21 protein-coding genes are annotated in these 20,435 nt (G+C 64.3%); 7 read left to right on the top strand and 14 right to left on the bottom strand.

Annotation, left to right across the window (positions count from 1 at the left end; genetic code table 11):
* Nucleotide 1: 1 nt before the first annotated feature.
* From YUA_RS0102520 to YUA_RS0102530, 3 genes are read right to left on the bottom strand one after another with little or no spacing between them, the layout of a single operon-like run.
* Nucleotides 2–937, bottom strand: coding sequence for a glycosyltransferase family 2 protein (locus YUA_RS0102520; RefSeq protein WP_027529231.1), 936 nt, complete (start codon nucleotides 935–937; stop codon nucleotides 2–4).
* Nucleotides 934–2,085: a hypothetical protein gene (locus tag YUA_RS0102525; RefSeq protein ID WP_027529232.1), complete on the bottom strand. Its 1,152-nt coding sequence runs from the start codon at nucleotides 2,083–2,085 to the stop codon at nucleotides 934–936. Before YUA_RS0102525 ends, YUA_RS0102520 begins: the two co-directional genes overlap by 4 nt.
* A 47-nt stretch (nucleotides 2,086–2,132) precedes the next feature.
* Complete coding sequence (locus YUA_RS0102530; RefSeq protein ID WP_027529233.1) at nucleotides 2,133–2,624, bottom strand: NUDIX domain-containing protein; 492 nt, start codon at nucleotides 2,622–2,624, stop codon at nucleotides 2,133–2,135.
* A 92-nt stretch (nucleotides 2,625–2,716) separates the two neighbouring features.
* On the opposite strand from YUA_RS0102530, the gene YUA_RS0102535 reads away from it, so the two are divergent.
* The gene (locus tag YUA_RS0102535; protein ID WP_027529234.1) at nucleotides 2,717–3,598 is read left to right on the top strand and encodes a metallophosphoesterase; all 882 of its coding nucleotides are present in this window, start codon (nucleotides 2,717–2,719) and stop codon (nucleotides 3,596–3,598) included.
* A gap of 39 nt (nucleotides 3,599–3,637) precedes the next feature.
* Here YUA_RS0102535 and YUA_RS0102540 read toward each other — a convergent pair whose 3' ends face one another.
* The 3 genes from YUA_RS0102540 to YUA_RS0102550 all read right to left on the bottom strand — a co-directional run bounded on the left by YUA_RS0102540 (nucleotide 3,638) and on the right by YUA_RS0102550 (nucleotide 6,256).
* On the bottom strand, nucleotides 3,638–4,192 hold the full coding sequence (locus tag YUA_RS0102540; protein WP_027529235.1) for a hypothetical protein: 555 nt from the start codon (nucleotides 4,190–4,192) through the stop codon (nucleotides 3,638–3,640).
* A 190-nt stretch (nucleotides 4,193–4,382) separates the two neighbouring features.
* On the bottom strand, nucleotides 4,383–4,592 hold the full coding sequence (locus YUA_RS0102545; protein WP_027529236.1) for a hypothetical protein: 210 nt from the start codon (nucleotides 4,590–4,592) through the stop codon (nucleotides 4,383–4,385).
* A gap of 23 nt (nucleotides 4,593–4,615) precedes the next feature.
* Nucleotides 4,616–6,256, bottom strand: coding sequence for an isocitrate lyase (locus tag YUA_RS0102550; protein ID WP_027529237.1), 1,641 nt, complete (start codon nucleotides 6,254–6,256; stop codon nucleotides 4,616–4,618).
* A 205-nt stretch (nucleotides 6,257–6,461) separates the two neighbouring features.
* Here YUA_RS0102550 and YUA_RS0102555 point away from each other — a divergent pair, with 205 nt between their 5' ends.
* The gene (locus YUA_RS0102555) at nucleotides 6,462–7,907 is read left to right on the top strand and encodes a short-chain fatty acyl-CoA regulator family protein (RefSeq protein WP_027529238.1); all 1,446 of its coding nucleotides are present in this window, start codon (nucleotides 6,462–6,464) and stop codon (nucleotides 7,905–7,907) included.
* A gap of 192 nt (nucleotides 7,908–8,099) precedes the next feature.
* Here the strand turns inward: YUA_RS0102555 and YUA_RS0102560 are convergent, their stop codons facing one another.
* Complete coding sequence (locus YUA_RS0102560; RefSeq protein WP_027529239.1) at nucleotides 8,100–8,393, bottom strand: antibiotic biosynthesis monooxygenase; 294 nt, start codon at nucleotides 8,391–8,393, stop codon at nucleotides 8,100–8,102.
* A gap of 227 nt (nucleotides 8,394–8,620) precedes the next feature.
* On the opposite strand from YUA_RS0102560, the gene YUA_RS0102565 reads away from it, so the two are divergent.
* Both YUA_RS0102565 and YUA_RS0102570 read left to right on the top strand, forming a co-directional pair.
* Entirely contained in the window at nucleotides 8,621–9,433 is an 813-nt protein-coding gene (locus YUA_RS0102565) for a hypothetical protein (protein ID WP_027529240.1), read from the top strand.
* A 176-nt stretch (nucleotides 9,434–9,609) separates the two neighbouring features.
* Nucleotides 9,610–9,963 (top strand): hypothetical protein, encoded by a 354-nt coding sequence (locus YUA_RS0102570; protein WP_027529241.1) that lies wholly within the window; start codon nucleotides 9,610–9,612, stop codon nucleotides 9,961–9,963.
* 46 nt (nucleotides 9,964–10,009) lie between these two features.
* Here the strand turns inward: YUA_RS0102570 and YUA_RS0102575 are convergent, their stop codons facing one another.
* Entirely contained in the window at nucleotides 10,010–10,651 is a 642-nt protein-coding gene (locus YUA_RS0102575; RefSeq protein WP_027529242.1) for a tetratricopeptide repeat protein, read from the bottom strand.
* Nucleotides 10,652–10,785: 134 nt separating this feature from the next.
* Nucleotides 10,786–11,742, bottom strand: coding sequence for a zinc metalloprotease HtpX (gene htpX, locus YUA_RS0102580; protein ID WP_027529243.1), 957 nt, complete (start codon nucleotides 11,740–11,742; stop codon nucleotides 10,786–10,788).
* Between the two features lie 177 nt (nucleotides 11,743–11,919).
* Between htpX and YUA_RS0102585 the strand changes: the two genes are divergently transcribed.
* The 3 genes from YUA_RS0102585 to YUA_RS0102595 all read left to right on the top strand — a co-directional run bounded on the left by YUA_RS0102585 (nucleotide 11,920) and on the right by YUA_RS0102595 (nucleotide 15,116).
* Nucleotides 11,920–13,221 (top strand): lytic murein transglycosylase, encoded by a 1,302-nt coding sequence (locus tag YUA_RS0102585; protein WP_027529244.1) that lies wholly within the window; start codon nucleotides 11,920–11,922, stop codon nucleotides 13,219–13,221.
* A gap of 110 nt (nucleotides 13,222–13,331) precedes the next feature.
* The gene (locus YUA_RS0102590; RefSeq protein ID WP_027529245.1) at nucleotides 13,332–13,835 is read left to right on the top strand and encodes a DUF1993 family protein; all 504 of its coding nucleotides are present in this window, start codon (nucleotides 13,332–13,334) and stop codon (nucleotides 13,833–13,835) included.
* 177 nt (nucleotides 13,836–14,012) lie between these two features.
* Complete coding sequence (locus tag YUA_RS0102595; RefSeq protein WP_027529246.1) at nucleotides 14,013–15,116, top strand: alkene reductase; 1,104 nt, start codon at nucleotides 14,013–14,015, stop codon at nucleotides 15,114–15,116.
* A 239-nt stretch (nucleotides 15,117–15,355) separates the two neighbouring features.
* Here YUA_RS0102595 and YUA_RS0102600 read toward each other — a convergent pair whose 3' ends face one another.
* The 5 genes from YUA_RS0102600 to YUA_RS0102620 all read right to left on the bottom strand — a co-directional run bounded on the left by YUA_RS0102600 (nucleotide 15,356) and on the right by YUA_RS0102620 (nucleotide 20,434).
* Nucleotides 15,356–17,152 (bottom strand): ABC transporter substrate-binding protein, encoded by a 1,797-nt coding sequence (locus YUA_RS0102600; RefSeq protein WP_035970326.1) that lies wholly within the window; start codon nucleotides 17,150–17,152, stop codon nucleotides 15,356–15,358.
* 76 nt (nucleotides 17,153–17,228) lie between these two features.
* On the bottom strand, nucleotides 17,229–17,558 hold the full coding sequence (locus YUA_RS0102605; protein WP_027529248.1) for a DUF2160 domain-containing protein: 330 nt from the start codon (nucleotides 17,556–17,558) through the stop codon (nucleotides 17,229–17,231).
* A gap of 10 nt (nucleotides 17,559–17,568) precedes the next feature.
* Entirely contained in the window at nucleotides 17,569–18,375 is an 807-nt protein-coding gene (locus YUA_RS0102610; RefSeq protein ID WP_027529249.1) for a carbohydrate ABC transporter permease, read from the bottom strand.
* Nucleotides 18,375–19,349, bottom strand: coding sequence for a carbohydrate ABC transporter permease (locus tag YUA_RS0102615; RefSeq protein WP_027529250.1), 975 nt, complete (start codon nucleotides 19,347–19,349; stop codon nucleotides 18,375–18,377). Before YUA_RS0102615 ends, YUA_RS0102610 begins: the two co-directional genes overlap by 1 nt.
* Complete coding sequence (locus YUA_RS0102620; RefSeq protein ID WP_027529251.1) at nucleotides 19,349–20,434, bottom strand: ABC transporter ATP-binding protein; 1,086 nt, start codon at nucleotides 20,432–20,434, stop codon at nucleotides 19,349–19,351. The genes YUA_RS0102615 and YUA_RS0102620 overlap by 1 nt, the downstream gene beginning before the upstream one ends.
* Between the last annotated feature and the right edge of the window lies 1 nt (nucleotide 20,435).

Here is a 20,435-nt window from a genome sequence, read left to right on the forward strand (position 1 = left end):
TTCAGTCCCTTTTCGGCGCCGGCTGGGACAGATAGGCCAGCATCTTCATCTCCCGCCGTCCCCGCGTCACGGTATCGAGCACGAGGCCCGACGAGACCGACAACATCGCCACGATCGTCAATCCCATCGACAGCACGGCGGTCGGCAGGCGCGGCACGAGGCCGGTTTCGATGAATGTGACGACGATCGGGATCGCAAGGATGATCGCGGCCAGCGCCAGCAGGATCCCGATCACGGTGAAGAAACGCAGCGGCCGCTCCGAGCGGTACAGCTTCAGCATGGTCCCGAGAATGCGAAAGCCGTCGCGCCAGGTGTTGAGCTTCGAGAACGAGCCCTCCGGCCGCGCGTAATAGGGCGTCTCGACCTCGGCGACCGGCAGCGACAGTTCCAGCGCGTAGACCGCGAGCTCGGTCTCGATCTCGAAGCCATCGGACAGCACGGGGAACGATTTGACGAAGCGCCGCGAGAACACGCGGTAGCCGGAGAGGATGTCCTTGAAGGCGTGGCCGAAGGTCGAGGACAGGAAGCCGGTCAGCATGCGGTTGCCGGTGCGATGGCCGAGACGGTAGGCGGCCTGCGACTGGTCGATGCGGAGCCCGACCACCATGTCGAGATGTTCGTCGAGCAGCTTATCGATCATGCGCGGGGCGCTCGGCGCATCGTAGGTGGCGTCGCCGTCGACCAGCACGTAAATGTCGGCCTCGACGTCGGCGAACATGCGGCGCACGACATGACCCTTGCCCTGCCGCCGTTCGCTGCGCACGATCGCGCCGGCCTCGCGCGCGACAGCCGCGGTGCTGTCGCGCGAATTGTTGTCGTAGACATAGATCTCCGCCGCGGGCAGCGCCTTGCGGAAGTTGGCGACGACCGTCGCGACCGCCGCCTCTTCATTGTAGCAGGGCACCAGCACGGCGATGCGGGGTTGGGCAGATGTCATCGCGGCAGCGCTCCCAGACTGGCCGGCTCGCAGCCAACCGATGCAGCCTCACGCATCTCGGCCGGTTGCGAGAGCCGGGCAAACGACAGCGTCCACAGTGACAGCATCGCGATCGGCACGACGTAGTACGGCGTGAAGATCGGATGGCTGAGGAAGAAGCCGAGATTGACGACGAGGTTGCCGGCAACGACGAAGGCGCCCTGCCGCTCATGCCCCTCGCCGGACCACAACAGCGAGAGCGTCGCGCCGATCGCAAGCACGACCAGCACGATCTGCATGTCGCGCAGATACTGGCCGAGAATCGCGAGGTCGAACGCCGGCGCGACCACATCGGCGCTGCCATAGGTCGTCGCCAGCGCGCTGCCGGCGTTGATGGCCTGGGCGGCCAGCGTCGGCGCCATGCCGACGAGCACGCCGGCACCGAAGGCGAGGCCCTGCACGAATATCGCGAGCGAGCGCGTCCACAGGAAGGGAATGCCGAGGAACAGGAAATAGCCGGCCGCGAGCAAGGCATTCGGCAGTCTGAAATTGACGGATGCGCCGAGCAGGAGACCGATCAGCGCGATCAGCAGGACGCTGCGCTTGCCCCTGGCCAGCCACAGTGCCGTCAGGAAGCCCGCGACCGCGCACAGCGCCATGGTCGGTGCAACCGAATAGCTCGCTTTCGCCGGATTGATCATGAGGTAGACAGCAAGCGCGCCGAACAGGCCTGCGCCCAGGATCGACGGCAGCGTCCGCGCCATGGCAATGCCCGATAGCGCGAGACCGCACACGATCAGGCTCGCGGCAATGTAGAGCGGCACGACCTGGTGGCCTTCTGGAAACAGCGCCAGCAGAAAGCCGGTGCCCGGCGGATATTGCAACACGACCTTGCCGTCCGGCATCGGATTGTGGCAAGGCCAGCGGATCGGATCCTTCCATTCGGCGAAGGCAATTTGCTTCAACTTGCCTTCGAAATAACGGTCGTCGTCCCTGACCGCATTGGTGTCGAGCCCACCGGCGCCAAAGCGCTGGAACAGATGCGCCTGCCGGAGATAGCAGATGTCGTCATAGACCCCGCGCGCCTCGCTCCAGCGCGACATTGTCGCAATGTTGCTGGCGAGGATCGCGAGGCAGATCAGGCCGAAGGTGAGTTTCGCGGCTTTCATCAGGTTTCCGTGGCGCCCATTCGGACTGGTACTAGCATAGCTCGCCCTCAGCGCCACGTCGCAATCAGGGGCTTGCCGTGAAGCACTTCCGCGATCCGCAGCCGCGTGCCGGGGGTTGCCTCCTCCGGCAGCGCAGCGGTGTCGAAGAAGCCGCATTCGATGATCTCGTGATTGGGCGCCGGCAGCCGGTCCTGCCGGAAATGCCTGACCACATAGACCGCGACATGGTCGCGGCGGGAGATATGGCTGTTGAGGAAGATGCCGTGCAGCACAGCCTCGCCGGTCAGGTCGATATCGCCCTCCTCCTTGAGCTCGCGGCGCATCGCCTGCTCCATGGTCTCGCCATAGTCGACGCCGCCGCCGGGCAGATACCAGCCCGAGACGTAGCTGTGCTTGACCAGAAACACCTTGTCGTCGGCATCGAGCACCACCGCGCGGACGCCGAGCGTCATGCCGCGGACCAGCAGGAAATAGGCGTGGAAGACATGCCGCAGCAGCGGCTCGAATCTCTGTCGGATCTTGTCCAGGCGTTCCCCCATCAGACTCTCTTGACGCGCCCTTTCAGGCGTCCCTTGCGCAGTCGTCGCGACCTTGCCATTACAGCAAGGGAATAGCGAGGCAATCGCGCGCCATGGCACCTTTCACGCTCGCCCATCTGTCCGACCCGCATCTGCCGCCGCTGCCGAAGCCGCGGCTGATCGAACTCGCCGGCAAGCGCGCGCTCGGCTACGTCAACTGGACGCGCAACCGTCACAAATACCAGCGCCGCGAAGTGCTCGACGCGCTGGTCGCCGACGTGCAGGCACAAGCGCCCGACCACATCGCGGTCACAGGCGATCTCGTCAATCTGGCGATGGAGGCGGAGTTCGCGCCGGCACGCGCCTGGCTCGACGGGGTCGGCGCGCCCGACCGCGTCACCACGATTCCCGGCAATCACGACGCCTATGTCCGCGCAACGTATCACCGCTTCGGTGAGACCTTTGCGCCCTACCTTGCCAGCGACGATGGCGGCGTCGGCTTTCCCGGCGTGCGCCGGCGCGGCCCGGCTGCGCTGATCAGCCTCTCCAGCGCCGTGCCGACGCCGCCCTTGATGGCGACGGGCACGCTCGGACGCGATCAGCTCGACGCGCTCGAGCAGGTGCTCGACGAGCTCGCCGCCGAAGACGTCTTCCGTGTGCTGCTGGTGCATCATCCCCTGAAGTCCGATGCGCGCCAGAAGCGGCTGACGGATTCGGCAGCGCTGCTGGCGCTGCTCAAGCGCCATGGCGTCGAGCTGATCCTGCACGGGCACGACCACATTCACTCGACGATGTGGTTCGAAGGCCCCAATGGCAACATTCCCGCGATCGGCGTGCCGTCGGCCTCGGCGCTCGCGCACGGGCGCTATCCGGCAGCGGCCTACAATCTGTTCGCGATCGAAAGGGATAATGCCGGCTGGCACTGCGAGCAGATCGTGCGAAGCATCGATCATGGCCTGCAGATCCGGGAGATCAAGCGCGCGCGGCTGCTTTGAGGCGCGCGCGTCAGCGCGAGCACGGACGACGGCAAGCAATCACCAGCTCCGCAGCGCCGCGAGCACGGCGACGCCGAACAGCCCGGCGACACCGAGGATGAAGCCGAACACGAACGGCCACACCCGCGAGTGGCGGCGCGGCTCCGCGACCTCCAGCTTCGGCTCGGGCAGCACCACCATCGCGCGCTCGCGCTCGATCATGCGGCGGGCGACATAGTCGGTCACGGCGTCCACGATCACCGAAGTGTCGTGCGATTCGGCGAGCACGATGCGGCCGAAGCGGGTGTCCTGGACGAAGCGGTACATCCGCTTGTCGCGCCCCATCATGATGTGGGCGACGACGTCGATCCAGAGTCGCGGCGTATCACCCTGGCTGATACCGCGGTCGAACAGATCGATCTGCTCGGGCACCTGGGCGAACAGCGGGTCGAGCGCGTCGTTGAGGATCTCGAGCCGCGCCACCTCGGCGTCGCGCAAATCGACGACGACGCCGGTGCGGTCGGCGGCCTCGATCCGCGCGCGCAACAGCGCATCGCGCAGCCGCACCGGGCGCGGCTGGCTGGGATGGGTCCCGCTGGTTTCGGGCTCTGACATTGTCGGCCTCGTTCTCACTCGACGCCGTTAACCTATCAGCAACCATCACGTCCGCAAAGCGCCCATCATTCCAGATACTTACGGCGCCCACAGGGGCGTCACCTGTGCCAAAAACAGACGATCCCACCCGGCTTGCGCCGGATGGGACCCTCCGTCCTTGGACGTCTTCTTAGATTTTGTCAGGCAGCCGTCAGGCCGAGACCCGCGACGGCTCTTCCACGATCGAGAAACGGACGCCGGCCTTGTGGCGGTTCTCTTCCGAAACCGAGCGCCAGGCATCTTCGGCTTCCTTGCGGGTCTTGAACGGACCCTGCACCTGGGCCGAGCCTTCGACGAGCTTGTGGAAGTTCATCGAGCCGAACTCACCGCCGATCACCCAGAAATTGCTGCCTATGGTCATTGTCAGTCTCCTGTTGCGTGGCGTTAGCCGAACTGGTTCATCGTGTTGTGGGCGCCGCCCGCCTTGAGGGCGGCTTCACCTGCGAAGTATTCCTTGTGGTCGTCGCCGATATCGGAGCCGGCCATGTTCTGGTGCTTGGCGCAGGCGATGCCCTGACGGATCTCCTGGCGCTGGACGTTCTTGACGTAGCCAAGCATGCCCTGCTCGCCGAAATACTCGCGTGCGAGGTTGTCGGTGGACAGCGCGGCCGTGTGGTAGGTCGGCAGCGTAATCAGGTGGTGGAAGATGCCGGCACGCTTGGCCGAATCCGCCTGGAAGGTACGGATGCGCTCGTCGGCTTCGATCGCCAGCGGCGTATCGTCGTATTCCGGCTTCATCAGCTCGGCGCGGTTGTACTTCGAGACATCCTTGCCGGCTTCCTTCATCGCGTCGTAGACCTGCCAACGGAAGTTGAGCGTCCAGTTGAACGAGGGCGAGTTGTTGTAGGCGAGCTTCGCGTTCGGAACGACCTTGCGGATGCGGTCGACCATCTTCGCAATCTGCTCGATATGCGGCTTCTCGGTCTCGATCCAGAGCAGGTCCGCACCGTTCTGCAGCGAGGTGATGCTGTCGAGCACGCAGCGGTCTTCACCCGTGCCGGGACGGAACTGGTAGAGGTTCGAGGGCAGCCGCTTCGGACGCATCATCTTGCCGTTGCGGTTGATGATGACGTCGCCATTGCGGGCGTTTTCAGCAGTGATTTCCTCGCAGTCGAGGAAGCTGTTGTAGAGGTCACCGAGGTCGCCCGGCTTGTGGCTGACGGCGATCTGCTGCGTCAGGCCGGCGCCGAGCGAGTCGGTGCGGGTGACGATGACGCCGTCTTCGACGCCGAGTTCGAGGAAGGCGTGGCGGCAGGCACGGATCTTCGCGATAAACACCTCGTGCGGCACGGTGACCTTGCCGTCCTGGTGACCGCACTGCTTCTCGTCGGAGACCTGGTTCTCGATCTGCAGCGCGCAAGCACCCGCCTCGATCATCTTCTTCGCGAGCAGATAGGTCGCCTCGGCGTTGCCGAAGCCGGCGTCGATGTCGGCGATGACGGGCACGACATGGGTCTGGAAGTCGTCGATCTTCGCAATCAGCTCCTTCTCGCGGGTCGCGTCGCCTTCCTTGCGCGCCTTGTCGAGCAAACGGAAGATGTCGTTGAGCTCACGGGAATCCGCCTGACGGAGGAAGGTGTAGAGCTCCTCGATCAGCGCCGGCACCGAGGTCTTCTCGTGCATCGACTGGTCGGGCAGCGGCCCGAACTCGGAACGCAGAGCCGCAATCATCCAGCCGGACAGGTACAGGTAGGTGCGATCGGTCTTGCCGCCGAAGTGCTTCTTGACCGAGATCAGCTTCTGCTGGGCGATGAAGCCGTGCCAGCACCCGAGGGACTGGGTGTACTTGGTTGGATCGTTGTCATAGGCCGCCATGTCGGCCCGCATCAGCGCCGCGGTGTAGCGGGCGACGTCCAGGCCGGTCCTGAAACGGTTCTGGAGGCGCATGCGCGCGACGGCTTCGGCGGTGACGCCATTCCAGGTGTCCTTGGTCTTGAGGAGCGCCTCGGCGGCCTCAATCTCGCTCTGATACGACGCCGGCCCCTGGATGGTCTGATCATTGATCCCGCGTGGCTGGAAGTTCATCTGCGTGCTCTCTCTCGACATTTTTGACAGTGCATTGCGAAATGCGTGACATGAGCTAAACGCGAGAAAGAGAAGTTCGTACAGAGGGCTTGTATCTGAATGGTGATGTCATGTAACATCAGAACTTGTAATAGATGTAATATTGTAAATATTGTCAAAAATATGGGTTAGCCTGTCTGTCCTTAACGCGTCTGGAGGCCTGAAAATGCCCGCCGAGTCCGGGAAAAAGCTGTTCGTCGGTCCCCGCTTCCGGCGGATCCGGCAGCAATTGGGGCTGTCCCAGACCCAGATCGCCGAGGGGCTCGGGATCTCTCCGAGCTACGTCAATCTGATCGAGCGGAACCAGCGCCCGGTGACGGCGCAAATCCTGCTGCGGCTGGCCGAAACCTACGACCTCGATCTGCGCGATCTCGCGACCGCCGACGAGGACCGCTTCTTCGCGGAGCTCAACGAGATCTTCTCCGATCCGCTGTTCCGCCAGATCGACGTTCCCAAGCAGGAGCTGCGCGACCTCGCCGAGCTCTGTCCTGGCGTCACCCATGCGCTGCAACGGCTGTACGCAGCCTATACCGAGGCGCGTCAGGGCGAGACGTTGGCGGCAGCCCAAATGGCCGATCGCGACGTCGGTACGCGCTATGAGGCCAATCCGGTCGAGCGCGTGCGCGAGCTGATCGAGGCCAACCGCAATTATTTCCCGGAGCTCGAGCAGGCGGCCGAGACCTTGCGCGACGAGTTGAACGTCCCGGCCGAAGGGCTCTATGCCGCGCTCGCCGCGCGCCTGCGCGAAAAGCATTCGATCCAGACCCGCATCATGCCGGTCGACGTGATGCGCGAGACGCTTCGCCGCTTCGACCGTCATCGCCGCCAGCTCCTGATCTCCGAGCTGGTCGACCCAGCCGGCCGCGCGTTCCAGCTCGCCTTCCAGCTGGGCTTGGGCGAATGCACGCAAGCCCTGGAAACCATCATCAGCCGCGCCGGCCCGCTCGACGACGCGCCGCGACGGCTGTTCCGCATTACGCTCGCCAACTATTTTGCCGCCGCCGTGATGATGCCTTATCCGACGTTCCTGGCTGCCGCCGAAGCGCTCAACTACGACATCCACGTGCTGGCGCAGCGCTTCAATTCCGGCTTCGAGCAAGTCTGCCACCGCCTCACCACGCTGCAACGGCCGAACGCGCGCGGCATTCCGTTCTTCCTGCTGCGGGTCGACAATGCCGGCAACGTGTCGAAGCGGTTTTCGTCGGGGACGTTCCCGTTCTCGAAATTCGGCGGCACCTGTCCGCTGTGGAACGTGCACTCGACCTTCGACACGCCGGATCGCCTGTTGAAGCAGGTGATCGAGCTTTCCGACGGCACGCGCTATTTCTCGATCGCGCAGATGGTGCGCCGGCCCGTCGCGCCGCACCCGCTGCCACAACCGCGCTTCGCCATCGGCCTCGGCTGCGAAATCCGCCACGCTACGCGCCTGACTTACGCCGCCGGCATGGATCTGGAGAAGACGGAAGGCACGCCGATCGGCGTCAACTGCCGGCTCTGCGAGCGCGAAAACTGCGCCCAGCGCGCCGAGCCGCCGATCACGCGCACGCTGATCCTGGACGAGACCACGCGACGTGTGAGCTCGTTCGCGTTCTCGAATGCACGGGAGTTGTGAGGGGCGGTTGCACGTTTGGCGGACGGCTGGCATCACAAACTCGCTGTCGTCCCGGCGAAGGCCGGGACCCATAACCACAGGCCGTGGTTTGGCGACGACAGGCCACTCCGATCTCGCGCCACACTCCTTCCTGGGGTTATGGGTCCCGGCCTTCGCCGGGACGACACTGCGGGGAGAGTTCGCGCCTAACGCCTACGCCAGCGTATGCACGATCACCGGCCCCGCGGCGGCACTCGCATGCCCCGCCAGCAGCGGGCCCAACTCCTTCTCGATCCAGGCGATCGCGCGCCGGTTCGCCTCCTCCGCCTGCTCGAACTTGTCGAAGATGGAGATCGCGGTCACCGTGTCGTCGCCGGCATAGACCACGTAATAGGCCCTGAAACCGTCGACATCGCTGATGATCGGAACGGCGCCGTCCTTGATGCGGCGCGCCAGCTCTTCGGCGCTTCCACTTTTCGCCTTGGCCTGACGGATGGCGGCATACATGGCATCCTCCCTTCCGGCTTCTGATGTGGGGCGTGGTGCCCGCCGGCATGTTACGCCGAAGTGCGCGGCCGATCTACGGCTTGGTTAATCCTGCCCTAATGCACCTCCGCGATCTGCAACCAACGATTAAGCACGCCTCAACATCGGTGCCTTAGTCTCGCCCCACTCACTTTTCGCAAACAACGGCAGCCTATCCTGCCGCGTGAAGTGACATCAGGGGGTTCATCATGCGCATTGCGTTGCTGCTGACCGCGACCATCGTCGGCGCGCTGTTCGCCAATCCGTCCAACGCCGGCTCGCTCGACGTCGCGTCCGCCGATGCCGCGAAGGCGCTGCCGCCCGGCTTCCAGAGCTATCGCGGCTACATGTTCGACGTGTCGGAGAATTCCGATCGCAAGGACGTCGACAAGCTCACCGCGAATCTGAAGCAGCAGATCGACGTCGTCGAAGGCGCCGGTTTCTCCCCGCGTGTGCTGCGCTTCTTCCGTACCGTCCCGATCATCGCGAGCGAGCTGGCCTGCCTCGACGAAGGCGCCGCGACCGCGTGCTACGGCCGGGTCACGCCGGACATCCAGCGCACCACGCCGCGCACGCTGACGGTCTGGGACCACGACAAGCAGCGCTGGACCAACCCGAACGCCGTCGACCTCGCGGTCGATTCCGGGCTCGGCGTGATCATGGTCCGGCCGGACATGATGCGTTACGAGAAAGAGGCCGTGCTGCTCCACGAGATGCTGCACGCCTATCACGCGCGGCTGCTGCCGGACGGCTACGCCAACAAGGGCGTGATCGGCTATTATGCCTATGCCAAGTCCAAGGATTTCCTGCCCAAGGAAGCCTATGCGCTGAAGAACCACATGGAGTTCTTTGCGGTGACCGCCAGCATCTTCCTGGCCGGCAAGAGCGAATTCCACGATCCCAAGACCCGCGAAGCGCTCAAGGAAAAGATGCCGGACTATTACAAATATCTGGTCGGCGTGTTCGGCTTCGACCCTGATCCGGCAGCGGCTTCGAGCGGACCGGTCGCCTCGCTGAAATAAGGCCGACACGGCGCGCCTCGCGCCAGACCAATGCCAAAAGCCGCGCGACATGCGCGGCTTTTCTGGTTTGGTAACCGGAAGCTGCGGATGACGCCCGGGCGGGAATTGCCAAGGTGGGGCCTGATCTGCATAGTCCCGCCGCATCGATTGGGACTGTTTCGAAGAGGATAGAAGACATGGCGGAAGCCGACCTGGATGTCGTGATCCGGCAACTGGCCAGACAGCTGCAGACGGGCCTGATGACCCGCGCCAAGGAGCGGCGGGATCGCTTCAGCGGCCTTGCGGCCAAGGCCAAGGGCAAGGAGACCGGCAACCGCTTCAAGATGATGGCCAAGGCCACCATGGAGCAGGCCACCGCCGCTGCCCGGCGCCTCCAGATGTCCGCCGACAACGTCGCCGACAGCTACGCCCGCGCCATGCGAGTAGCCGCCAGCACGCCTGTCGAGGCGAAGGCCGAGAAGCCGGCCAAGGACAAGCCGGCGAAGAAGGCTGCAAAGGCGAAGAAGGCCAAAGCCAAGAAGGCGAAGTAGTCGCCGCTTGCCCTTCACCTCGCCCCGCTTGCGAGAGGAATTCATTTCACCGCCGCGGTGTGGAGACCTGGGTCGGCTCAGCGTGCGCGAGCTCGGCGAGTTTGGCGCGCGCTGCGTCGCGTGTGCGGCTGTCCTTGCCGGGCGGCAGCGTGAGGGCGACTTCAAAATCAGCGCGGGCATCATCGGCCTGGCCGCGGGCAAGGAACGCAAGGCCGCGATCGAAGCGGGTCCGCGCGTCCGTTGGGGCAAGGCGGACCGCTGTGCTGTAGCTCAGGATCGCGCGATCGAGATCGCCCTTGGCGGCGAGTGCGAGGCCGCGCTCGTGATAGGGCATCGCTGGCTTTGGATCGAGCGCGATCGCCTCGTCAAAATCGGCAATCGCAAGACTCAGCTCGCCGTTCTGACGGTACGCCTGCGCGCGGTCGCGATAGAGCGAGGCGCGGTTGGGATTGAGGTGGATGGCCTCGTTGAAATCGGCGATCGCCCGGCCGTTGTTGCCGTGGCGCAGCGCGATCCGTCCGCGCCCCTCATAGGCGAAGGCGATCAGGGAGCCGCGAAACGGCGAGAAGCCGATCACGGCCGAACAAATGTCGGGCTCGTCCTCATCGCCGCAATTCACGACCGTATGCGTGGACAGGCCAATGGCCACGCCCAGGACGATCAACAATGGCACGGTGACTCTGGTCATCTTCGACGGTGACCGGCGACAGACCGACCACACATCCCCTTTCGAAGGAGTACTCTCGATCGGGTGTTAACACCGGCCGGGCCGGCCCTCTGTGCGCCAGGTCACAAAGCAGGGCAAAATCCGGCCGGCTCGTATCAGCCCCAAGGACCACGTGCAGGCCCGTTTGAAGGACCTCGCCATGATGAGCGGCCCCACGGGCCCTGCGGCGGATAGTTCTCGTTGGCGCCGACCGACGGCGCAGCATGAGCCCCGAGCTCGGCCGCGAGCTGCCGGAGCGCCGCGATGCGGTTCTGCGTCGAGGGATGAGTGGCGAAGAGACTGTCGACGCCATGGCCAGACAGCGGGTTGATGATGAACATATGCGCGGTCGCGGGATTTCGTTCGGCGTCATAATTCGGCACCTGATGCGCGGCGCCCTCGATCTTCACCAGCGCCGAGGCGAGCCACATCGGCTGTCCCGCGATGCGCGCGCCGAGATTGTCGGCGGCATATTCGCGGGTACGGCTGATCGCCATCTGCACCAGCATGGCGCCGAGCGGGGCCAGGATCATCATCAGGATCGAGCCGACGATGCCGGGGCCGTTGTTGTCGCGGTTGCCGCCGAAGAACATGCCGAACTGCGCCAGCATGGAGATCGCGCCGGCGATGGTCGCGGTGATCGTCATCAGCAGCGTGTCGTGGTTCTTGATGTGCGCGAGCTCGTGCGCGATCACGCCGGCAAGCTCTTCGCGGCTGAGCTGGTTCATGAGGCCGACGGTGACGGCGACGGCGGCATTCTCGGGATTGCGGCCCGTCGCGAACGCGTTGGGCTGTGCCTCGTCCATCACGAACACGCGCGGCATCGGCAAGCCGGCGCGGCCAGCAAGCTCGGCAACGAGCCCGACCAGCTCCGGCGCGCTTTGACGGTCGACCTCATGGGCGCCGTACATCGAGAGCACCGCGCGGTCGGAGTTCCAGTAGGTGAAGAGATTGGTCGCGGCAGCAATGACGAGCGCGATCATGGCGCCGGTGGCGCCGCCGATCAGATAGCCCACGCCCATGAACAGGGCGGTGAGGCCTGCGAGTAGCATTGCGGTACGCAGATAGTTCATGGTCGTCTCCCGGAGCCGGCCGCGGCCGTTTGGCGGCCGGCCATGACGAGGTAGGAATGACCCCTGCCCGGCCGCAAGGTTTCCGGGTGCGGCCCGAAGACGCGGCACTGGTTTGGGCCCGATCATTCCATTAAACTTCGTCAAGAATCCTCGCGCCTTCCCCCCTCCGGAAACCTCATGTCCAAGACCCGATTTGCGATCGCGGCCGCCGCTCTGCTCGCGCTCTCCGTTCCCGCCGCCGCCCAGTTCGCACCGCCACCCGCAAGGCCTGTGGCGCCGAAGGCCACCGCGCCCTCGCCGCGCGCCGCGTCGTGCCACAATGGGCAGAGCTTCGATCGCTTCCTCGCCGACGTGAAACAGCAGGCGGTTGCCGCCGGCGTGTCGCAGCGAACGATATCGGAGGCGTCGCCCTACCTCGTCTACGACCAGGGCATCGTCAATCGCGACCGCGGCCAGCGCGTGTTCGGCCAGCTCTTCACCGAATTTTCCGGCCGCATGGCCGCGCCCTATCGCATGCAGAACGGCCAGCAGCACATCAAGCAACACGCGGCGGCGTTCGCGCGCGCCGAAAAGGAATACGGCGTGCCGCCGGCGGTGATCGCCGCGTTCTGGGGCCTGGAGAGCGATTTCGGCGTCAACATGGGCAATCTGCCGACGCTGAAATCGCTGGTGTCACTCGCCTATGACTGCCGCCGTTCGGAGATGTTCGTGAACGAGACCATCGCCGCGCTGAAGATCATCGATCGCGGCGATCTCACGCCCGACGAGATGATCGGCTCCTGGGCGGGCGAGCTCGGCCAGACGCAGTTCCTGCCCGTGCACTACGTGAACTATGCCGTCGACTATGACGGCGACGGGCGGCGCGACCTCTTACGCAGCGAGGACGACGTGATCGGCTCGACCGCGAACTACATCGCCAACGGGTTGAAGTGGCGACGCGGCGAGCCGTGGCTCGAAGAGATCAAGGTGCCGCAGAACCTGCCATGGGATCAGACCGATCTCAGCGTGCAGCTGCCGCGTTCGAAATGGGCGCAGTTCGGCGTCACCTATCCCGACGGCCGGCCGCTGCCGAATGACAATCTCGCGGCGTCCGTGCTGCTGCCGATGGGACGCAACGGGCCGGCCTTCATGGCGTATGCGAATTTCGCGGCCTACACCGAATGGAATAACTCGCTGATCTATTCGACCACCGCGGGCTATCTCGCCTCGCGCATTGCGGGCGCTGCGCCGATGCGCAGGCCGGCCGGACAAGTAGCGCAGCTGCCGTTCAACGAGCTCAAGCAATTGCAGCAGCTTCTGGTCCAAGCCGGCTTCAATGTCGGCAAGGTCGACGGCGTGCTGGGCCAGCAGAGCCGCGCCGCCGTGAAGGCGATGCAGATCAAACACGGCCTGCCGGCCGACTCCTGGCCGACCGCCGAGCTCCTGGCTCGCATGCGCGGCGGCACGGCACAGGCGCAGCCGGCGGGGGTGGTGCGGTAGAAATTTCGCACCGCACAGGCCGCTTTGGCGATTGTATTATTCCATGAGGCTCCCATGTGAGTGGCTCAGGTTTTCCCCTGAGATTTCCCACCATTTGAAGCGAGCATCACATGTCCTTCCACGACGCCGTCGTCCCCGCCTATCTGCAGATGCTGAACAGCCTCACCGGCCTGCTCACCAAGGCCGAGGCGCATTGTGCGGCCAAAAAGATCGACCCGAATGTCATGCTCGGCTCGCGCCTCTTCCCGGACATGCTGCCGTTGTCGAAGCAGATCCAGCTCGCCAGCGATTTCGCCGCCAAGGGCTGCGCCAGGTTGACCCATAGCGAGGTGCCTTCGATGCCCGACACGGAAAAGACGTTTGAGGAGCTGAAGCAGCGGCTCGCCAAGACGATCGACTACGTGAAATCGTACAAGCCTGAGCAGTTCGAAGGCGCCGATACCAGGGACGTGACCTTCCCGGCCGGCCCGGACCGGACCATGACGCTCAAGGGCCAGCAGTTCTTCAGCGCGGTCTCGCTGCCGAACTTCTATTTCCACACCACCACCGCTCACGGCATTATGCGTCACAACGGCGTCGAGATCGGCAAGCGTGATTTCCTCGGCGCGAACTGAGTTTCAAGTCGCACGGCCACGGCAGCGGAAATCCGCTGCCGCGGCCGAAGATGCGCATGAATTATGCTGCGCGGGCCTGCCGCGTAGCTCGCCTGCACTTTCCGTATGGCTCGTCCCTTGCGCTGATTGCCGCAATGCACAAGTGTTCCGGACCTCTTAACCCCTGGAAGCACACCAATGAGCCGTTCGACCAAACTGTTTGAGACCTACAAGCTCGGCCCGATCACGCTGGCGAACCGCCTGGTGATGGCGCCGCTGACGCGCAACCGCGCGGCGCCCGGCACCTTCGTCCCCTCGCCGCTCGCCGCCGACTATTACGGCCAGCGCGCTTCCGCAGGCCTGCTGATCACCGAAGCGAGCCAGGTCTCGCAGCAGGGCCAGGGCTACCAGGACACTCCCGGCATCTATTCGAAAGACCAGGTCGCCGGCTGGCGCAAGGTCACCGACAAGGTGCATGAGCGCGGCGGCAAGATCTTCATCCAGCTCTGGCACGTCGGCCGCATCTCGCATGTCGATCTCCAGGCCAATGGCGCAGCCCCGGTGGCGCCGAGCGCGATCCGCGCCAAGGGCAAGACTTTTGTGAACGGCACCTTCGCCGACGTCTCCGAGCCCCGCGCGCTCGAGCTTTCCGAAATTCCGGGCATCATCGACGACTTCAAGCGCGCGACCAGCAATGCGCTCGAAGCCGGCTTTGACGGCGTCGAAATTCATGGCGCCAACGGCTATTTGCTTGAGCAATTTGCCAAGGACGGCACGAACAAGCGCACCGACGCCTATGGCGGCTCCATCGAGAACCGCGCCAAGCTGATGCTGGACATCTCCAAGGCCGTCGTGACCGAGGCCGGCGCCGACCGTACCGGCATCCGGATCTCGCCGGTGACCCCGGCCAACGATATCTCGGACTCCAACCCGCAAGCCTTGTACGACCATATTGTCGACGGCCTCAGCGCGCTGAAGCTGGTCTATCTCCACGTCGTCGAAGGCGCCACCGGCGGCCCGCGCGACATCGCGCCATTCAACTACGCGAGCCTGCGCAAGCGCTTCTCCGGCGCCTACATGGCCAACAACGGCTACGACTTCGACCTTGCGACCAAGGTGCTCGACGCAGGCGCGGCCGATCTCATCGCGTTCGGAAAGCCGTTCATCTCCAACCCCGACCTCGTCGAGCGGCTGAAGAAGGGCGCGACGCTGAACGATTGGGACAAGAACACCTTCTACGGCGGCGGCGCGAAGGGGTATACGGATTACCCGACGCTGGAGGCGGCGGAGGCGGCGGAGTAAGGGGCCATCCGCACGACGGCTGTCATGCCCCGCGAAGGCGGGGCATCCAGTACGCCGCGGCTTCTCGGTTCAATCACGACCGTCTCGGAGCACTGGATTGCCCGCCCCAGTGCGCAACTGCGCACAAGGCGGGCAATGGCAGCGAGTGTGTGAAACGCACTCGCGCCACAAGCACCAAGACAAAAGGCCGGGATCGCTCCCGGCCTTTCGTCGTTGCGGATGGCGTGGGCTGGTGCGCCTTACTGCAGCGAGGCGCGCTTGGGCGGGGTGGCCGGCCACGACTTGATCAGGGTGTCGTAGTCGACCGTTTCGCCCTTCGGCTTCTCGTTGGCGAGCTTGCGCTGCGGCGCGATGGTGCCGTCCTTCTGGGCCTTGGCGAACCAGAACTCAGCCGACTCCTTCTTGTGCAGCTTCGGACCGCAGGCGCCCTGCACACCGGACTTCTCGATACGCTCCATGACGGAGTCCTGCGCGGCGGCAAGAGCATCCATCGCGGCTTGCGGCGTCTTCGTACCGGACGACGCATCGCCGATGTTCTGCCACCACAGCTGCGCGAGCTTCGGATAGTCAGGCACGTTGTTGCCGGTCGGGGTCCACTGCACGCGCGCGGGCGAACGGTAGAACTCGATCAGGCCGCCGAGCTTCGGCGCACGCTCGGTGAACGACTTGTCCCAGATGTCGGATTCACGGATGAAGGTGAGACCGACATGGCTCTTCTTCAGCGACACCGTCTTGGAGACGATGAACTGGAGATAGAGCCAGGCAGCCTTGCGGCGATCCGCCGGGGTCGACTTCAGAAGCGTGAGCGAGCCCGCGTCCTGGTAGCCGAGCTTCATGCCTTCCTTCCAGTAAGCGCCATGCGGCGACGGAGCCATACGCCACTTCGGCGTACCGTCCGCGTTCATCACGGCGATGCCCGGCTTCACCATGTCGGCGGTGAAGGCGGTGTACCAGAACATCTGCTGGGCGATGTTGCCCTGCGCCGGGACCGGACCCGACTCAGAGAAGGTCATGCCCTGCGCCTGCGGCGGAGCGTACTTCTTCATCCACTCGAGATACTTGGTGATCGAGTAGACCGCCGCGGGACCGTTGGTGTCGCCACCACGCTCGATCGACGAACCGACCGGGCGGCAGCCTTCCATGCGGATGCCCCACTCGTCGACCGGCAGGCCGTTCGGAATGCCCTTGTCACCGTTGCCGGCCATCGAGAGCCAGGCGTCGGTGAAACGCCATCCGAGCGAGGGGTCCTTCTTGCCATAGTCCATATGGCCGTAGACCTTGACGCCGTTGATCTCCTTGATGTCGTTGGTGAAGAACTCGGCGATGTCTTCATACGCGGACCAGTTGACGGGCACGCCGAGATCGTAGCCATACTTGGCCTTGAACTTGGCCTTGTAGTCCGGGTTGGTGAACCAGTCGTACCGGAACCAGTAAAGGTTCGCGAACTGCTGGTCGGGCAGCTGGTAGAGCTTGCCATCCGGCGCCGTGCCGAACGACTTGCCGATGAAGTCGTTGACGTCGAGCTGGGGATCGGTGACGTCCTTGCCCTCGCCGGTCATGTAGTCCGACAGCACGATGGTCTGGCCGTAGCGGAAGTGCGTGCCGATCAGGTCGGAATCGTTGATCCAGCCGTCATAGACATTCTTGCCGGACTGCATCTGGGTCTGCAGCTTCTCGACGACGTCACCTTCCTGGATGATGTCGTGCTTGAGCTTGATGCCGGTCAGCTCGGTGAACGCCTTGGCGAGCGTCTGCGACTCATATTCGTGGGTCGCGATGGTCTCGGAGACGACGTTGATCTCCATGCCCTTGAAGGGCTCGGCGGCCTTGGCGAACCACTCCAGCTCCTTCTTCTGGTCGTCCTTCGAAATGGTCGAAGGCTGGAATTCCGCGATCCACTTCTGGATCGTGGCATCATCCGCGGCGCGGACCGGCGCCGAGGCAGCGAACGCGGTGGCGAGAATGGCCGCGGCGCTCGATACGGTCAGAAAACTGATCTTGGTCAATGGACCTTTCCTTCTCCTAAACTGTCGCATGTTGTTCCTCCGTTGCAGCGACAAACTTTTATACAGGCCCGGGTTGCCCCCGGATCTGGCCGTCCCTTCGCGAGCTTCAGACCGTGCGAAAAACAAGCACGGCCGTGACCAGCGAAATTCCACTTGCGAGCCACAGGCTCGAAATCTCAATCCCGTCCTCGCCGAGCGGCAGCGAGGCGATCGGGTCGGTGCCGACGAGGCCGATCCACACGAGGTGGATGACGGCAGCCAAAATCAGCGAGATGAACAGGCGATCGCCGCGCGTGGTCGGAATGCTGAGCACGCCGACACGCTCGGCTTCGGGATAGACTGCCGCGAGCCACGTCATCACCGCGAGCGTGCAGGCGAGCGCGACGAAGAAGATCGCCGTCGGCAGCGTCCATGCCATCCATGCGATGGATTCCATAAGCGCCTCCCTAAACTCTGCCGAGCGCAAAGCCGCGCGCGATGTAGTTGCGGACGAACCAGATCACCAGCGCACCCGGAATGATGGTGAGCACGCCGGCGGCCGCCAGCAAGCCCCAATCCATGCCGGCCGCCGACACCGTGCGGGTCATGATCGCCGCGATCGGCTTGGCCTGCACCGAGGTCAGGGTCCGCGCCAGCAGCAGCTCGACCCAGGAGAACATGAAGCAGAAGAAGGCGGCGACGCCGATGCCGCTCGCGATCAGCGGCACCAGGATCCGTATGAAGAAGCGCGGGAAGGAATAGCCGTCGAGGAAGGCAGTCTCGTCGATCTCGCGCGGCACGCCGGAGACGAAGCCCTCGAGGATCCACACCGCCAAGGGCACGTTGAAGATGCAGTGCGCCAGCGCAACCGCCCATGGCGTATCGAACAAGCCGATCGCCGAATAGAGGTTGAAGAACGGCAGCGCGTAGACCGCTGCCGGCGCCATACGGTTCGACAGCAGCCAGAAGAACAGATGCTTGTCGCCGAGGAAGCGGTAGCGCGAGAACGCGTAGGCCGCCGGCAACGCCACCGAGATCGAGATGATGGTGTTGAGGATGACGTATTCCAGCGAGTTGATGTAGCCGGAATACCAGCTCTCGTCGGTGAAGATCCGCTTATAGTGCTGCAGCGTCGGCGCATGCGGCCACAGCGTCATCGTCGAGACGATCTCGGCGTTGGTCTTGAAGCTCATGTTGACGAGCCAGTAGATCGGCAACAGCAGGAAGATCAGGAACAGCGCCATGATGAGGCGGCGGCCGGGGATCGAGTGCATCAGACCACTCCTTCCTTTGGCTTGAGCGCAGTCACGGGCTTGAGGCTGGCCGAAGGCTTGGGAACCGCTGCCGGCTCGCTCTCCGCCTGGACTTTGCGCTCGGCGCCGGCATTGGTCATGACCGTGTAGAAGATCCAGCAGACGATCAGGATGATCAGATTGTAGACCAGCGAGAGCGCTGCAGCCTTGCCGAGGTCGAACTGGCCGAGCGCGATCTTGACCAGTTCGATCGACACGAAGGTGGTCGAGTTGCCGGGGCCGCCGCCGGTGACGACGAACGGCTCGGTGTAGATCATGAAGCTGTCCATGAAGCGCAGCAGCACGGCGATCAAGAGCACGCGGTTCATCTTCGGCAACTGGATCGCCTTGAACACGGCCCAGCGCGAGGCGCCGTCGATCTGCGCGGCCTGGTAATAGGCCTCGGGGATCGACTTCAGGCCGGCATAGCAGAGCAACGCGACGAGGCTGGTCCAATGCCAGACATCCATCACGATGACGGTGACCCAGGCGTCGACGGCGTTGGACACGTAATTGTAGTCAATGCCCATCGCATTGAGCGTATAGCCGAGCAGGCCGATGTCGGGCCGGCCAAAGATCTGCCAGATCGTGCCGACCACGTTCCATGGAATCAGCAGCGGCAGCGCGAGGGTGACAAGGCAGGCCGCGACGGTCCAGCCCTGCCGCGGCATCGACAGTGCGACGACGATGCCGAGCGGCACCTCGATGGCGAGGATCACCAGCGAGAAGAACAGATTGCGGCCGAGCGAGGCCAGGAAGCGGCCGCCGAGATCGGTCGAGGGATCGAGCAATTCCTTGAACCAGCCGACGCCGTTCCAGAAGAACTGGTTGTTGCCGAAGGTGTCCTGCATCGAATAGTTCACCACCGTCATCAACGGCAGCACCGCCGAGAAGGCGACGACCAGGAACACCGGCAGCACCAGGAACCAGGCTTTTTGGTTGATGGTCTTGTCCATCAGGCGGCTCCTTCCACCAGAAGGCTGTCCGCATAGACGTGGACATGCGCCGGATCGAATTTCAGCCCGGCCGTGCCGTCGGAGCTGGTGAAGCCTGCCGGAGCCCGCGCCGCGAGCTTGGCGTCGCCAAGACGCGCACGCGCAAAACGGATGCGGCCGAGATCGTCGATACGCTCGATCTTCGCGGTGAGCAGCCCCGCTGTGGGCGCGACGACCTCGACGAATTCCGGACGCACGCCGATCTCGATCTTGGCGCCTGCCGGAAGATTGTCGTAAGCGCGGTTGAGCGCGATGACGTAGCCGCCGATCCGCGCCTCGCGCCCCCTCACTTCGGCCGGCAGGATGTTCATGCCAGGCGAGCCGATGAAATAGCCGACGAAGGTGTGGGCCGGCTTGTCGAACAGCTCGGCCGGCGTGCCGCTCTGCACCACGCGGCCGTCATGCATGACGACGACGGTGTCGGCGAAGGTCAGCGCCTCGGTCTGATCGTGGGTGACGTAGATCATCGTGAGGTCGAGCTCGCGATGCAGCGCCTTCAGCTTGGAGCGAAGCTGCCATTTCAGCTCGGGATCGATCACCGTCAGCGGTTCGTCGAACAGCACGGCGGCAACATCGGAGCGGACCAGGCCGCGACCGAGCGAGATCTTCTGCTTGGCGTCGGCGGTGAGCCGCGTCGCCTTGCGGTTCAAATAGGGCTGAAGATCGAGCAGACGGCCGATCTCGGCGACGCGCTTGTCGATCTCGGCCTTCGGCACGCCACGGTTCTTCAGCGGAAACGCCAGGTTCTGCCCCACCGTCATGGTGTCGTAGATGACCGGAAACTGGAACACCTGGGCGATGTTGCGCTTCTGGGTTGACAGCGGTGTGATGTCCTTGTCGTCGAACAGGATTTTCCCCCGCGACGGCGTGATGATGCCGGAGATGACGTTGAGCAGCGTGGTCTTGCCGCAGCCGGACGGGCCGAGCAGCGCATAGGCGCCGCCCTGCCGCCAGGTCATGGTCACCGGCTTCAGCGCAAAGCTTTCCTGCGGCGCGTCATTGCCGCCGTAGGAATGGGCGAGATCGACGAGGTCAATGCGGGCCATA

The organism is Bradyrhizobium sp. WSM3983, from assembly GCF_000473045.1.
In the GTDB taxonomy this organism is placed as follows: Bacteria; Pseudomonadota; Alphaproteobacteria; order Rhizobiales; family Xanthobacteraceae; genus Bradyrhizobium.